The sequence below is a fragment of the Pseudonocardia sp. ICBG601 genome, from assembly GCF_020496245.1.
In genome coordinates this window covers 278,723-292,748 of record NZ_JAHLJA010000002.1, presented here as the reverse complement: position 1 = coordinate 292,748, position 14,026 = coordinate 278,723, and the positions used below count along the sequence as shown (strand labels likewise).

General features: G+C 72.5%; 14 protein-coding genes. 5 read left to right on the top strand and 9 right to left on the bottom strand.

The genetic code is table 11. The features are described 5' to 3' along the window. Positions 1 to 1,113, top strand: coding sequence for a methyl-accepting chemotaxis protein (locus KPL57_RS01450; protein WP_226350086.1), 1,113 nt, complete (start codon positions 1 to 3; stop codon positions 1,111 to 1,113). 38 nt (positions 1,114 to 1,151) lie between these two features. On the opposite strand, the gene KPL57_RS01445 is transcribed toward KPL57_RS01450, so the two are convergent. Further along, positions 1,152 to 3,170: a protein meaA gene (locus tag KPL57_RS01445; protein ID WP_226350085.1), complete on the bottom strand. Its 2,019-nt coding sequence runs from the start codon at positions 3,168 to 3,170 to the stop codon at positions 1,152 to 1,154. 217 nt (positions 3,171 to 3,387) lie between these two features. On the opposite strand from KPL57_RS01445, the gene KPL57_RS01440 reads away from it, so the two are divergent. Next, complete coding sequence (locus tag KPL57_RS01440; RefSeq protein WP_226350084.1) at positions 3,388 to 3,720, top strand: hypothetical protein; 333 nt, start codon at positions 3,388 to 3,390, stop codon at positions 3,718 to 3,720. A gap of 4 nt (positions 3,721 to 3,724) precedes the next feature. On the opposite strand, the gene KPL57_RS01435 is transcribed toward KPL57_RS01440, so the two are convergent. Together KPL57_RS01435 and KPL57_RS01430 are read right to left on the bottom strand one after the other, a co-directional pair. Further along, positions 3,725 to 4,576 carry a DUF1206 domain-containing protein gene (locus KPL57_RS01435; RefSeq protein ID WP_226350083.1) on the bottom strand — a complete coding sequence of 284 codons (852 nt, stop codon included), beginning with the start codon at positions 4,574 to 4,576 and terminating at the stop codon, positions 3,725 to 3,727. A gap of 106 nt (positions 4,577 to 4,682) precedes the next feature. Next, positions 4,683 to 5,174 (bottom strand): VOC family protein, encoded by a 492-nt coding sequence (locus KPL57_RS01430; protein WP_226350082.1) that lies wholly within the window; start codon positions 5,172 to 5,174, stop codon positions 4,683 to 4,685. 227 nt (positions 5,175 to 5,401) lie between these two features. Here KPL57_RS01430 and KPL57_RS01425 point away from each other — a divergent pair, with 227 nt between their 5' ends. Continuing rightward, positions 5,402 to 6,862: a cytosine permease gene (locus KPL57_RS01425; protein WP_226350081.1), complete on the top strand. Its 1,461-nt coding sequence runs from the start codon at positions 5,402 to 5,404 to the stop codon at positions 6,860 to 6,862. Positions 6,863 to 6,923: 61 nt separating this feature from the next. Beyond that, complete coding sequence (locus KPL57_RS01420; protein WP_226350080.1) at positions 6,924 to 7,898, top strand: AraC family transcriptional regulator; 975 nt, start codon at positions 6,924 to 6,926, stop codon at positions 7,896 to 7,898. A gap of 4 nt (positions 7,899 to 7,902) precedes the next feature. Here the strand turns inward: KPL57_RS01420 and murA are convergent, their stop codons facing one another. Continuing rightward, the gene (murA, locus tag KPL57_RS01415; RefSeq protein ID WP_226350079.1) at positions 7,903 to 9,171 is read right to left on the bottom strand and encodes a UDP-N-acetylglucosamine 1-carboxyvinyltransferase; all 1,269 of its coding nucleotides are present in this window, start codon (positions 9,169 to 9,171) and stop codon (positions 7,903 to 7,905) included. A gap of 124 nt (positions 9,172 to 9,295) precedes the next feature. Here murA and KPL57_RS01410 point away from each other — a divergent pair, with 124 nt between their 5' ends. Then, positions 9,296 to 9,889 (top strand): cob(I)yrinic acid a,c-diamide adenosyltransferase, encoded by a 594-nt coding sequence (locus tag KPL57_RS01410; RefSeq protein WP_226350078.1) that lies wholly within the window; start codon positions 9,296 to 9,298, stop codon positions 9,887 to 9,889. 38 nt (positions 9,890 to 9,927) lie between these two features. Here the strand turns inward: KPL57_RS01410 and KPL57_RS01405 are convergent, their stop codons facing one another. The 5 genes from KPL57_RS01405 to KPL57_RS01385 all read right to left on the bottom strand — a co-directional run bounded on the left by KPL57_RS01405 (position 9,928) and on the right by KPL57_RS01385 (position 14,021). Then, complete coding sequence (locus tag KPL57_RS01405) at positions 9,928 to 10,668, bottom strand: E3 ubiquitin ligase family protein (protein ID WP_226350077.1); 741 nt, start codon at positions 10,666 to 10,668, stop codon at positions 9,928 to 9,930. Positions 10,669 to 10,729: 61 nt separating this feature from the next. Beyond that, complete coding sequence (locus KPL57_RS01400; RefSeq protein WP_062397354.1) at positions 10,730 to 11,179, bottom strand: DUF2550 domain-containing protein; 450 nt, start codon at positions 11,177 to 11,179, stop codon at positions 10,730 to 10,732. 20 nt (positions 11,180 to 11,199) lie between these two features. Continuing rightward, positions 11,200 to 11,571, bottom strand: coding sequence for a F0F1 ATP synthase subunit epsilon (locus KPL57_RS01395; protein ID WP_020621465.1), 372 nt, complete (start codon positions 11,569 to 11,571; stop codon positions 11,200 to 11,202). Between the two features lie 18 nt (positions 11,572 to 11,589). After that, positions 11,590 to 13,023 (bottom strand): F0F1 ATP synthase subunit beta, encoded by a 1,434-nt coding sequence (atpD, locus tag KPL57_RS01390; protein WP_226350076.1) that lies wholly within the window; start codon positions 13,021 to 13,023, stop codon positions 11,590 to 11,592. Then, complete coding sequence (locus KPL57_RS01385; RefSeq protein WP_226350075.1) at positions 13,023 to 14,021, bottom strand: F0F1 ATP synthase subunit gamma; 999 nt, start codon at positions 14,019 to 14,021, stop codon at positions 13,023 to 13,025. The genes atpD and KPL57_RS01385 overlap by 1 nt, the downstream gene beginning before the upstream one ends. Positions 14,022 to 14,026 lie beyond the last annotated feature (5 nt).

Genomic DNA, 14,026 nt, shown 5'->3' with positions numbered 1-14,026 from the left:
ATGGCGCTGCGCATCGCGGGTATCGACGTTCCCGGCCCGTCCGACCTGCTCTCCGGCGCGGCCTCCGTGGTCGAGGCGACCGGTGACCTCGCCGGGACCGTCGCCGGGCTGCCCGCCCGGGCCGGGGAGCTGCTGGAGGAGGTCGGCTCGCTGGTCGGCCGGATCGGCACGATCGCGACCCGCGCCGAGCAGCTGCTCGACCGGGTGGACGGCGTCGTCGACCGGGCCGAGGGGCTGATCGGGACCGTCGACACCGTCGCCGGGGAGGCGACCGAGCTCGTGGCCCGGGTCCGCCCGGTCGCGGAGCAGGCCGAGGCGCTCGTCACTCGGGTCACCGGCGTCGCGGGGAACGCGGAGGAGCTGGTCGGGCGGGTCACCGGTGTCGCCGGGGACGCCGAGGAGCTGGTCGCGCGGGTGGGCGGGGTCGCCGACGAGGCCGACACCCTGGTCCGCAAGGTCACCACCGTGTCCGAGCAGGCCGACGGCCTGGTCCGCCGGGTCACCACCGTCTCCGAGGAGGCGGGCGACCTGGTCCGCCGGGTCACCACGGTCTCGCAGAACGCCGAGGGCATCGTCGAGCAGGTCTCGGTGGTCACCGGGAACGCGAGCGGGCTGCTCGCGCGGGTCGACACCGTCACCGGCGAGGCGGGCGGGCTCATCCGGACCGTCGGCGAGATCAGCGAGCGCGCCGGCGGCCTCATCGGGCAGGTCGAGACCGTCACCACCGACGCGACCGGTGTCGTCACCGCGGCGAAGGCGGTGTCCGACCGGGCGGGCGAGGTCGTCGGGCAGGCCGCGGGCGCCAGCGAGCAGGCCGGTGAGCTGCTGGACCTCTACGGCCCGCTGGCCCGCCGGGCGGCCCCGCTGGCCCAGCGCTTCGTCGACGAGCTCTCCGAGGAGGAGGTGCGCGCCGCGATCCGGCTGGTGGACCAGCTGCCGAAGTTCACCGAGCACATGGAGGAGGACATCATGCCGATCCTCACCACGCTCGACCGTGTCGGACCGGACGTGCACGAGCTCCTGGACGTGCTCAAGGAGGTCCGGCAGGCGATCATCGGGATCCCCGGCTTCCGGCTGCTGAGCCGCCGGGGCAGCGAGAAGGACGAGGGCTGAGCCCCGGGCCGGGCGGCGTGTGCCGCCCGGCCGGGCACTCAGTCCAGACCCTGGGACTGCCGGATCAGGGTGACGATCTCGTCCATCATCCCGGTCAGCCGGAAGTTCTTCGGCGTGAACACCGCGGCGACCCCGCCCTCGCGCAGCCGCTTCTCGTCCTCGGGCGGGATGATCCCGCCGACGACGACCGGCACCTCCCCGGCCCCGGCGTCGCGCAGCCCCCGCACGACCGCGGGCACGACCTCCAGGTGCGACCCGGACAGCACCGACAGCCCGACGGCGTGCACGCCCTCCTGGACCGCCGCCGCCACGATCTGCGACGGCGTCAGCCGGATCCCCTGGTAGACCACCTCGAACCCGACGTCGCGGGCGCGCACGGCGACCTGCTCGGCGCCGTTGGAGTGACCGTCGAGGCCGGGCTTGCCGACCAGCATCCGCAGCCGCTGCCCCAGCTCGTCGCCGGTGGCGCGGACCCGCTCGCGGACCTCGGAGATCTCGGTGGCGCCCTCGCCGGACATGCTCGCCCCCGCCACCCCGGTCGGGGCCCGGAACTCCCCGAACACCTCGCGCAGCGCACCGGACCACTCGCCGGTGGTCACGCCCGCCTTCGCGCAGTCGATCGAGACCTGCATGAGGTTCTGCTCGGTCTTGGCCGCGTCCCGCAGCGCCCGCAGCGCCTCGTCGACGGCGTCCTGGTCCCGCGCAGCGCGCCACTCGCGGATCGCCTCGACCGCGGACCGCTCGGTCGCCGGGTCGACGGTGAAGATCGCGTCGGCGCCCTCGGCCTGCAGCGGGCTCGGCTCGGTCGTGTCGAACTTGTTGACCCCGACCACGACCTCGTCGCCGGACTCCAGCCGGCGACGACGGGCGGCGAGGGAGTTGACCAGCTCGCCCTTCATGTAGCCGGACTCGACGGCCGCGACCGCGCCGCCCATCTCCTGCACCCGGTCGATCTCCGCGCGGGCGCCCTCGACGAGCTCGGTCACCTTCGCCTCGACGACCCGGGAGCCGTCGAAGATGTCCTCGTACTCCAGCAGGTCGGTCTCGTAGGCCAGCACCTGCTGCATCCGCAGCGCCCACTGCTGGTCCCACGGCCGCGGCAGGCCGAGCGCCTCGTTCCAGGCGGGCAGCTGCACCGCACGGGCCCGGGCGTCCTTGGACAGGGTGACGGCGAGCATCTCCAGCACGATGCGCTGGACGTTGTTCTCCGGCTGCGCCTCGGTCAGCCCGAGCGAGTTGACCTGCACGCCGTAGCGGAGGCGTCGCTGCTTGGGGTTCTCGACGCCGTAGCGCTCCAGGGTGATCTCGTCCCAGAGCCGGCCCAGCGCCCGGAGCTTGCACATCTCCTCGACGAACCGGATGCCGGCGTTGACGAAGAACGAGATGCGCCCGACGACGTCGCCGAACTTCTCCGGCGGCACCTGCCCGGAGTCGCGCACCGAGTCGAGGACGGCGATCGCCGTGGACAGCGCGTAGGCCAGCTCCTGCGTCGGCGTCGCCCCGGCCTCCTGCAGGTGGTAGCTGCAGATATTGATCGGGTTCCACTTCGGGATCTCGCCGACCGACCAGGCCACCATGTCGGTGATGAGCCGCAGGCTGGGCCCGGGCGGGAACACGTAGGTGCCCCGCGACAGGTACTCCTTGACGATGTCGTTCTGGGTCGTCCCGGCGAGCTTCGCGCGGACCTCGGCGTAGTCCAGGCCGGACTGCTCCGCCTGCTCCTCGGCGACGGCCACGTACAGCGCGAGCAGCCACATCGCCGGGGCGTTGATCGTCATCGAGGTGTTGGCCTCGGCGACCGGGATGCCCTCGAACAGCGTGCGCATGTCACCGATGTGGCTGACCGGCACGCCGACCTTGCCGACCTCGCCCTTGGCGAGCTCGTCGTCCGGGTCGTAGCCGGTCTGGGTCGGGAGGTCGAAGGCCACCGACAGACCCGTCTGGCCCTTGGCCAGGTTGCGGCGGTAGAGCTCGTTGGTCTTCTCCGCCGAGGAGTGACCGGCGTAGGTGCGGATCACCCACGGACGGTCGCGCTCACGATCGGTGGGGTACGGCACCGGAACCTCCGTGTCGTCGCGGGAGCACAGTCGGCACTGCCTGTGATGCGGACAGAGACTACTCGTCAGTAGCCGGCGACGGGCACGGAGTCGTCCCTCGTCACAGTCCTGTGTTCGGCAAAGTACGCGACGCGCGCGGGAAACCGAGCGCTGGATCGGTTCACCACCCGACCCCTCGGACAGGGCGCGTCGCCCGTCCGGGTGCGACCATCGGCGGATGGAGCTCGACCTGGTCCCGCGGCTCGGCGCCGTCATCGGCCTGGCGGTCGTGCTGCTGGTGCTCGGGCTGCTGCTGCGCTGGACCTACGGCCACCAGAAGCACCACGCGCTCCCGACCGACGACCCGGACGACCCGGTGGCGACCGGGCTGCTCACCGAGGTCTCCCGGGTGCCCGGGCCGGAGGCGGCCCGGGTGCTGCGCGACCGGCTGCGCTCCGAGGGCATCCGCGCGACGACCTCGCGTGCCGACGGCGGCGGCTGGGCGCTGCTCGTCTTCCCGAAGGACGTGCAGGACGCCCGCGTGGTCCTGAGCCGCCGCTCCCTGGACTGAGCGCTCAGTCCACCCGGTGGTAGCGGGCGTCGAGGAAGCAGAACACCCCGTAGCAGGCGATCCCGATGCCCACCGCGACCAGCAGGAACACCCCGTAGGGCTGTTCGCGCAGCGTCTTGAGCGCCGAGTCGAGCCCGTTCGCGCGCTGCGGGTCGAAGGTCAGCGCGGCGACGCCCATCAGGATGCCCAGCACACCGATCGCGATCCCCTTCGCGATGTACCCGGCCTGCCCGGTGCGGGCGTTGATCCGCCGCAGCCGGCTGTCGGCGCCGCCGAGGTCCTGGTCCTCCGTGAACTTCTTCTGGTAGCCGTTCCAGGCCATCACCCCGCCGCCGACCAGCACACCCAGCCCGACCAGCACGGTGAGGACCTGCCCGCCCGGCAGCCCCAGCAGCCCGGCGGTCGCCCGCCCACCGCCGCCGCTCGACGCGCGTCCGCTGATCGCGGTGGTCGCCGCGGTGACGGCGAGCACCGCGTAGACGACGGCCTGCCCGCCGGCGACGACCCGCTTCACCGTCCGCTTCGTGCTGTCGCCGATGTAGTGGAAGCCCCACACCGCCGAGACGGCCCGCCACAGGACGACCGCGGCGAACCCGACGACCAGCGCCCACAGGAACACCCGGCCCACCGGCTCGGCGGCGATCGCCCCGAGGGCGCCGTTCTGGTCGGCCTGCCCGCCCGAGCCGAGCGCGATCTGGACGGCGAGCCAGCCGATCAGCAGGTGCAGCACCCCGTTCGCGGCGATGCCGACCCGGGCGGCGACGCGCACCGGTGTCGAGTGCGCGGCGTCCCGCGCCCCGCGGCCCGCCTTGCGGCCGGCCTGCGAGACGTCCGCGGCGTCGGGGGTGCTCACCATCACGGGCCTCCTCGTCGAGTCGACGCGAAGGGTGGCACGGCGCAGGCCGGTCCGCCGGACTGATGGGCCGTTCGGAGCAACGGCGTCGCCGCTCCGGCGTCGGGGCTCAGCCGGCGGCCCACATCTGGGCGTAGGGGTGCGAACAGACCTCGATCACCGTTCCCCACGGGTCGGCGCAGTAGACGATCTCGAAGCCACGTCCGGCGTCGAGCGTCACCGGCTCCGCACGCACCCGGCCCCCGGCCGCGGCGATCCGTTCGGCGAGCCCGCGGGCGTCGGCGCAGGTGAGCGAGAAGTGGTTGATGCCGGTCATCCAGAACTCGAAGTCGTCGTCGCGGCGGCGCACCGCGGGCCGGTCGAAGCAGAACAGCTCCAAGCCGACGCCGTCGGGCAGCACCAGGTGGGCGAAGCGGAAGCGGGTGAAGCCCTCGCCGTAGATCGCGGCGGCGGCGTCGCCGAGCGGGGAGCCGTCCTCGAGCACCTCGATCGGCCCCGCCACCAGGTACAGGCCGAGCACCTCCCGGTACCACGCGACGGCGGCGGGCAGGTCGGGGACGGTGACCCCGACGTGGGAGAAGGCTCCGGGCCGGTCGCTCATGGTGGTCGTTCCCTCCTCGTACGGCCGGGCGGGCCCCGGCCGGCGGCGCCATCGGAGCCCTCCGCGACGGCGGCCGTCAACGCGTCCACGGCCCCGTCCGGACCTGCGCGGACAGCGGGGTGCGTTGCGCGGACAAACGGTGCGCCGGACGGATCGCCGGTCGTGGCGGGCGCTCCTAGCGTTCCGCGGCATCGACGGCCTGGACCGTCGCCCACGAAGGGACCGCCATGACCGACTCCGGCTCCGGCTCCGCACCGGCGCAGCTGCGCGCACAGATGGAAGACCACGCACTGACCGCGGTGCCCGACTCCGAGCGCCGCTCGGGCTGGGGGCTGATGACCAACACCGCGGGCATCGCCTCCACCCTGATCCAGCTCGCCATCGGCGGCAGTGTCACGCTGATCGCGGGCGTCGGCTGGGGCATCCTCGCCGGTGTCGTCGTGGCCGTCTTCGGTGGCGCGCTGGGCTGGCTGGTCGGCCACGTCGCCTACGTCTCGGGGACCTCCAGCACCGTGACCGCCCGCTTCTACGGCCTGGGCGTGCGCGGGTCGGCGCTGGCGTCGCTGATCTTCGCGTTCATGATCCTGGGCTTCCTGGCCCTGGAGAACGCGCTGCTCTACTACGGCACGCTGTTCATGTTCGGCTGGGAGCCGACGCTCGCCAACGCGATCGTCATCTACGGCGTGCTCACCCTGGCCTGGATCGGGCTGACCGTGTTCGGGCTGTCGCTGGTGCAGCGGACCTCGATGGTCCTGCTGGTCGTGTTCGTGGTGCTGACGGTGGCACTCGCCGTCGTCGCGTTCGTCCGCTCCGGGCTGTCGATGAGCGAGCTGCTGGCCGCGGGCCCGGTCGTGCCCGGCTACGGCAGCGGCGCGGAGCGGTTCACCGCGGTGCTGTCGATCCTGGCCGGGTCGGCCGGCGCGCTGGCCCTGGTCGACGCCGACTTCGCCCGCTACGCCCGCTCCAGCCGCGACGTCGGCATCCTCGCCGTCGGTGGCTCGATCATGATCGACGTCGTCGTGGTCGCGCTCGGGACCGTGCTCATCCACGCCGGTTCGGGCCTGGTCTCGGACTACCTCGGCCGGAACCCGGCGGTCGCCGCGACCCAGTCCGGCACGAGCGTCGCCGACAAGGTGACCTGGATGATCGCGAACAACTCCGGCGCGTTCTTCATCGTGCTCGCCGGCACGCTGGGCTTCGTCCTGATGTACGTGGCGCAGGTCAAGGCGCAGGTGCTCAACACCTACAGCGGGTCGCTGGCGCTGTCGAACCTGGCCGACGGGCTGTTCGGCAGCAACCCGGGCCGGGTGGCGATGGTCGTCGTCGGGAACGTGATCGGGCTGCTGATGGTCGCCGGTGACATCCTCGGCCTGGTCAACAGCTATCTCGGCCTGCTCGGGGTCACGACGACCGCGCTCGCGGGCGTGATCATCGCGGACTTCTTCGTGGTGCGCCGCCGCCGGGTCGCGGCGCCGGACGAGGCGGAGCCGGTCAACCTCGCCGGCGTGGTCTCGGTGGTCGGGGCGTCGGTCCTTGGCGGGGTCCTGCAGGAGACCGGGGTGACCTCGCTGGGCTTCGTCGTCGCGCTCGTGACCGTGCTGGTGGCGTATCCCCTGCTGAGGACTCGCGTTTTCGTGACGACCGTAACGCGGGCGACACCCGAAACGACGGTGCAGGTCGGAGAATGACGACCTGAGCGGAGCGGCCGGTCGCCGGGACCGGCCGCTCCGTCGCTCCCGAGGAGTGCCCGTGACCGCCACCGCCACCGCCCACCGCGTCCGGCTGTCCAGCCACGACGTCGACGAGACCCGCGAGATCGTCGGGCAGGACTTCTGCCCGCACGACCTCAGGCTCGTCGAGCGGTCCACGCCGCTGGCCGCGCGGTACCGGTCGGACCGGGTGGGCGGGGTCGGCGTCTGCCGGCTGGACTACGGCGCACCGGTCCGCATCGCGGCCGGCGCCGAGCGGGACTTCTACCTCGTCGAGATCCCGCTGGGCGGACGGTCCGAGGTCACCGTCGGGGCGGACCGGGTCGTCGCCGACCCGCGCAGCGGCGTGGTCATCTCCCCCGGCGACGCGCTCGCCGTCTCCCGGTCCGCCGCCAGCCCGCAGCTCATCGTCCGCTTCGAGCGAGCCGCGGTGGAACGCGAGCTCGCCGCCCTCACCGGGCTCCCCGCCGTCCGGCCGCTGCGCTTCGCCGCGCCGCTCGACCTCGGTTCGGCCGCCGGACGCTCCTGGCGGCGGCTGGTGGAGCTGCTGTGGGCCGAGATCCGCGACGACGGCCCGCTGCTCGCCAGCCCGCTCGCCCTGGTGCACCTGCAGTCGGTCCTGCTCGGCCAGCTCCTCGCCGGGCACGCGCACAACTACAGCCAGGCGCTCCACGACGACACCCGGCGCCCGCTGCCCAAGCTGGTCCGCCGCGCCGTCGAGCTCATCGACCGGCACGCCGACGAGCCGCTGACCGTCGCCGACGTCGCCGAGGCCGTGGGGGTCGGTGTGCGGGCGCTGCAGGACGGGTTCCGCACCCACGTCGGCGCCAGCCCCACCGAGTACCTGCGCTCGGTCCGGCTGGACCGGGTGCACGCCGAGCTGGCCGCGGCCGACCCGGCCGCCAGCACCGTCACCGACGTGGCGCTGCGCTGGGGGTTCACCCACCTCGGCCGGTTCGCCGCCGAGTACCGGCGCCGCCACGGCGAGTCGCCGTCGGCGACCCTGCGGGGCTGAGCGCCTACCGCTCCGGCTCGCCCGCGACCCGCCGGATGTCGGCGCCCAGTGCGGACAGGTTCTCCACGAACCGCGGGTAGCCGCGGTCGATGTGCGCGACGTCCCAGACCTCGGTGGTGCCCCGCGCGCACAGCCCGGCCAGCACCAGCCCGGCGCCCGCCCGGATGTCGCTGGCCCACACCGGCGCGCTGGACAGCTCCGGCCGCCCCCGTACGACGGCGTGGTGCCCGTCGGTGCGGGCGTCCGCACCCAGGCGCACCATCTCGTCGACGAAGCGGAAGCGCGCCTCGAACACGTTCTCGGTGATCATCGACGTGCCCTCGGCGACGGCGGACAGCGCGATCGCCATCGGCTGCAGGTCCGTCGCGAAGCCCGGGTAGGGCAGCGTCACGAAGTCGACCGCCTCGGGGCGGCCGGGCATCGTGACCGAGAACTCCTGCTCGGCGGTGGTGACCTCGGCGCCCGCGCTGCGGAGCTTGTCGAGGACCAGGTCGATGTGGTGCGGGTCGACGCCGCGCACGGTGACCTCGCCGCGGGTCATGGCGGCCGCGAACGCCCAGGTGGCACCGACGATCCGGTCCCCGATGACGCGGTGCGTGGTCGGCTGCAGCCCGGCGACGCCGTGCACGGTCAGCGTGGAGCTGCCGACGCCCTCGAGCTTGGCGCCCATCTGCTGCAGCATCACGCAGAGGTCGACGATCTCCGGCTCGCGGGCCGCGTTGTCGATGACGGTCGTGCCCTCGGCGAGCACCGCGGCCATCAGGATGTTCTCGGTCGCCCCGACGCTCGGGAAGTCCAGCCAGATCTGCGCGCCGTGCAGGTCACCCGCCGTCGCGGTGACGCTGCCGTGCACGATGTCGGTGGTCGCGCCCAGCTTGCGCAGCCCGTTCTGGTGCATGTCCAGCGGGCGCGAGCCGATCGCGTCGCCCCCGGGGAGCGGGACGACCGCCCGCCGGCAGCGCGCCACCAGCGGCCCGAGCACGCACACCGACGCGCGCAGCTTGGACACCGACCGGTAGTCGGCCTCCGCCCCGGGGTCGGCGGGCACGTCGATGTGCACGGTCGACCCCTCGATCGCGACCGTGCAGCCCAGGCTCCGCAGGACGTCGGCCATCAGCGGCACGTCCAGGATCTCCGGGCAGTTCTCGAGCGTCGTCCGCCCCTCGGCCAGCAGCGCCGCCGCCATGAGCTTGAGCACGCTGTTCTTCGCCCCGACGACGTCGACGGACCCGCTCAGCCGGGCCCCGCCGTTGACCGCGAAATGCTCCACCACGCCCGGAACGGTAACGGGACCGTCACCGCGCCGGATGCCCGCCCCGGACGGCCCTGACCCTTCGGACCGTCCGGCGCACCCCCGCATCTGGTCGCCGAGGCACCGGCGCCCCTAGCCTGTCGGGGTGGCGGTGCATCTGACGCGGATCTACACGAAGACCGGCGACGACGGTACGACGGCCCTGGGCGACTTCAGCCGGGTCCGGAAGACCGACGCCCGGCTGGCGGCCTACGCCGACACCGACGAGGCGAACGCCGCGATCGGGGTCGCCGTGACCGTCGGGGGACTCCCGGATCGGATCGTCGACCCGCTGCGGCAGATCCAGAACGACCTGTTCGACGTCGGCGCCGACCTGTGCACCCCGATCGTCGAGAACCCCGAGTACCCGCCGCTGCGGGTCACCGAGGGCTACGTGACCCGGCTCGAGGGCTGGTGCGACGAGTTCAACCCCGAGCTGCCCAAGCTCAACTCCTTCATCCTCCCCGGCGGCACCCCCGGGGCGGCGTACCTGCACGTCGCCCGGACTGTCGCCCGGCGTGCCGAGCGGTCGGTGTGGGGCCTGCTGGAGGTCGACCGGGAGCACACCAACCCGCTGACCGCGCAGTACCTCAACCGGCTCTCGGACCTGCTGTTCATCCTCGGCCGGGTCGCGAACCCCGACGGCGACGTCCTGTGGCAGCCGGGCGGCCCGCACGGCGCCCCGACCACCGACGCCTGACCGGACCCGCTCCGGACGGCCCATTCAGGACGGCCCGCTCAGGTCAGCACCGCCACCAGCAGCGCGACGACGGCGCCGCAGCCGAACGCCACGGCCCGCCGCATCGCGGTGCCGCTGCGGCTCCGGCTGCGCTCCAGGTGGTCGCCGCGCTCGGCGACGGTGAGTGTGAGCGGGTGGTCGGCCGCGGCGGACAGGCGTACCCGGTCCCCGGACAGCCGGGCCTCCCCCACCACGGTGAGCCGGGAGCCCGGCTCGATCCGCCACTCGGTGCGCTCGCGGGCCACCGTCGGGTCGACGAGGCGGAACAGGCCGAACTCGTGGCCCTCGCCGTCGTCGGTGACCCGGCGGCGCTCGGCGACCGGGATCTCGGTGTGCGCGTCGCGGGGGTCGACCACGACCTCCGCGCCGCCGTCGGTCAGCCGGAACGGCCGCTCCCGCCGCTGCTCGGCGACGACCTGCCGCTCCTCCCGGTCGTCCCGGCCGCGGGAGAGCGCCTCCTCGACGAACCGGAACCAGACCGAGTCGACCCCGGTGAGCGGGGCCGGGCGGGCCTCGTCGTCGAGCGGCTCGACGGTGCCGGACAGCGACACCACCTGGCGGAACGCCGGGGCGTCGAGCTCGTCGCGGACGGAGCCGGCCATGGCGACGAGCTCAGCGACCGTCACCGGGGTCGCGGCCAGGCCGCGCGTCCAGCGGGCGTGCCCGTCGCGGGCCTCGCGGAACGACGTCCACGCCAGCCAGCCGAGAATGCCCGCAAACGCCAGGAAGACCAGATCCACGACGGCAGCATAGAACGGACAGACCGGACGACAGGTCCGTAGAGCTACCGATCCGGGGAGGTCAGGACGCCTCGCGGTAGCCGTGCCCCTGCCCCGGCGGGGTGGACTCCAGCCACGCCATGAAGCCGGTGCGGACGCCCGCCGACATCGCCAGCTCGACGTCGATGCCCCGGCCGGCGGCGTCGCGGCCGCGGCAGCGCAGCACCTCGACCGCCATCGGGATCGCGAACTCCTCCGACCGGTGCGGCGGCCGCCGGTCGACGATCTCCAGGTCGGCCCGGTCCATCACGACGGTCGCACCGATCCGGAAGCTGGTCAGGCGGTACCAGGCGAACCGCTCGCCCTCGTAGCGCCCGACGCCGAAGTGCCAGTCCGTGACAGCGAAACGGCGGCGCAGACACAGGTCCACACCGCCGTTGCGCATGAGTCGTACCCGCCGTACGGCGAGCCAGACCAGGGGGACGACCAGGCACAGCAGCAGAACTCCGACGAACGCCGCGATGAGCTCCACTGCCGTGCCCGGTCCCCGTACTAGTTCGCCTCGGCCGCCCGAAGGCGGGCCTCGGCCCGGGCGATCGCCGATTTGCCCTCGTCGGTGGACGAGTCGGCGCCGTCGCGGGCCCGCCGGGCCCGCTCGACGTCGATCTCGTCCGCCTGCTCGGCGAACTCGGCCAGGATGGACACCCGCTCCGCCGACACCGACAGGAACCCGCCGTGCACCGCGATGGTGCGCTTCGAGCCGTCGGTGGAGTCGATGCGGACGACCCCGGCCTCCTCCAGCTGGGCCAGCATCGGCTGGTGGCCGGGCAGGATGCCGACCTCGCCGACCGTGGTCCGGGCGAGCACGAAGCGTGCGTCGCCCGACCACAGCCGGCGCTCCACGGAGACCAGCTCCACGGTCATCTCAGCAGGCATCGGTGATCAGCCCTCGAGCTTCTTGCGGTTCTTCTCCAGGTCCTCGAGACCGCCGCAGAGGAAGAACGCCTGCTCGGGGACGTCGTCGAACTCGCCCTTGGCGATCTTGTCGAACGCCTCGATGGTCTCCTTGAGCGGGACCGTCGAGCCCGGCTGGCCGGTGAACTGCTCGGCGACCAGGAGGTTCTGCGACAGGAAGCGCTCGATGCGACGCGCCCGGCCGACGAGCTGCTTGTCCTCCTCGGACAGCTCGTCGATACCGAGGATGGCGATGATGTCCTGCAGGTCGTTGTACTTCTGCAGGATCCGCTTGACCTCGTTGGCGACGCGGAAGTGCTCGTCACCGACGTACTGCGGGTCCAGGATCCGCGAGGTCGAGGTCAGCGGGTCCACCGCCGGGTAGATCCCCTTCTGGGAGATCGGCCGGGAGAGCTCGGTGGTGGCGTCGAGGTGCGCGAACGTCGTCGCCGGAGCCGGGTCGGTGTAGTCGTCCGCGGGGACGTAGATCGCCTGCATCGAGGTGATCGAACGACCGCGGGTCGAGGTGATCCGCTCCTGCAGCTCGCCCATCTCGTCGGCCAGGGTGGGCTGGTAGCCCACCGCGGACGGCATGCGGCCGAGGAGGGTCGAGACCTCCTGGCCGGCCTGGGTGAACCGGAAGATGTTGTCGATGAACAGGAGGACGTCCTGCTCCTGCACGTCACGGAAGTACTCCGCCATGGTCAGCGCGGAGAGCGCGACACGCATACGGGTGCCCGGCGGCTCGTCCATCTGACCGAACACCAGGGCGGTGTTCTTCATGACGCCCGACTCGGTCATCTCCGTGATGAGGTCGTTGCCCTCACGGGTGCGCTCACCGACGCCGGCGAACACCGAGGTGCCACCGAAGTTCAGCGCGACACGCTGGATCATCTCCTGGATCAGCACGGTCTTGCCGACACCGGCACCACCGAACAGACCGATCTTGCCGCCGACGACGTAGGGCGTCATCAGGTCCAGGACCTTGATGCCGGTCTCCAGCATCTCGGTCTTGCCCTCGAGCTCGTCGAAGCGCGGGGCCTTCTGGTGGATCGACCGGAGGTCACCGGTGAACTGGATGGACGGGTCGTCCAGGCAGTCGCCGAGGGCGTTGAACACGTGGCCCTTGACCTGGTCGCCCACCGGCACGGAGATCGGGCGGCCGAGGTCGGTGACCTCCTGGCCGCGCACGACGCCGTCGGTCGGCTGCATGGAGATGGCCCGGACCAGGTTGTCACCCAGGTGCGTGGCGATCTCCAGCGTCAGCTTGCGCTTGTCGCCGGAGAGGTCCACCTCCAGCGTGAGGGCGTTGAGCAGGTTCGGGACCTGGTCACGCGGGAACTCGACGTCGACGACCGGGCCGGTCACCTGGACGACGCGCCCGGTGATCGGGCCGGCCGAAGTTTCGGCGGTCGTGGTCATCAGCTCTCACTTCCTGCGCTGGCGAGAGCGTCGACCCCACCGACGATCTCGCTGATCTCCTGGGTGATCTGTGCCTGGCGAGCCTGGTTGGCCTCCAGGGTCAGGCTACGGATCAGTTCGTTGGCGTTGTCCGTCGCGGCCTTCATGGCCCGCTGCCGGTTCGCCGACTCCGACGCCGCCGACTCCAGCAGGGCCGCGTAGAGGCGGGCCCCGATGTACTTCGGCAGCAGCGCGTCGAAGAGCGTGTCCGGGTCCGGCTCGAACTCGTAGAGCGGCTGGAGCCCCTTGCTCTCCGGGTGCTCCCGCTGGCTCTCGGCCGTGTCGGCGTCGCTGTCGATCTCGTCGACCGGCTTCGCCGAGGCACTGTCGGCCGCGTACTCGACCTCGAGCGGAGCCATCCGCCGGGCCTGCGGCACCTGGGTGATCATGTTCTTGAAGCTGGTGTAGACGAGGTGCAGCTCGTCCACGCCGGTCACACCGTCGGTGTTGCCGTCGTGGTCGTCCTCCCCCGCCATGAACGAGTCGACCAGCGTCCGTGCGGCCTCGGCCGCGTGCTCGTAGCCCGGCTGCTCGGAGAAGCCGGTCCACGACTGCTCGATCTCCCGGTTGCGGAACCGGTAGTACGAGACGCCCTTGCGGCCGATCACGTAGAGGACCGGCTCCTTGCCCTGCTCGCGGAGCAGGGCCTGGAGCTGCTCGGCCTCCTTGAGGACGTTGGCGTTGTAGCCGCCGCACTGACCGCGGTCACTGGTGACGACCAGGACCGCGGCCCGCTTCGGCTGCTCCCGCTCGACGAGCAGCGGGTGGTCCAGCGCCGAGTTCGACGCGAGCTCCGACAGGGTGCTCGTCATCAGCTCGGCGTACGGACGTGCCTCGTCCACCCGCGCCCGGGCCTTCGCGATCCGTGAGGTCGCGATCAGCTCCTGGGAACGGGTGATCTTCTTGATGGACTGCGTCGACCGGATACGCCGGCGCAGCACCCGGATCTGTGCCGCCATCGGGT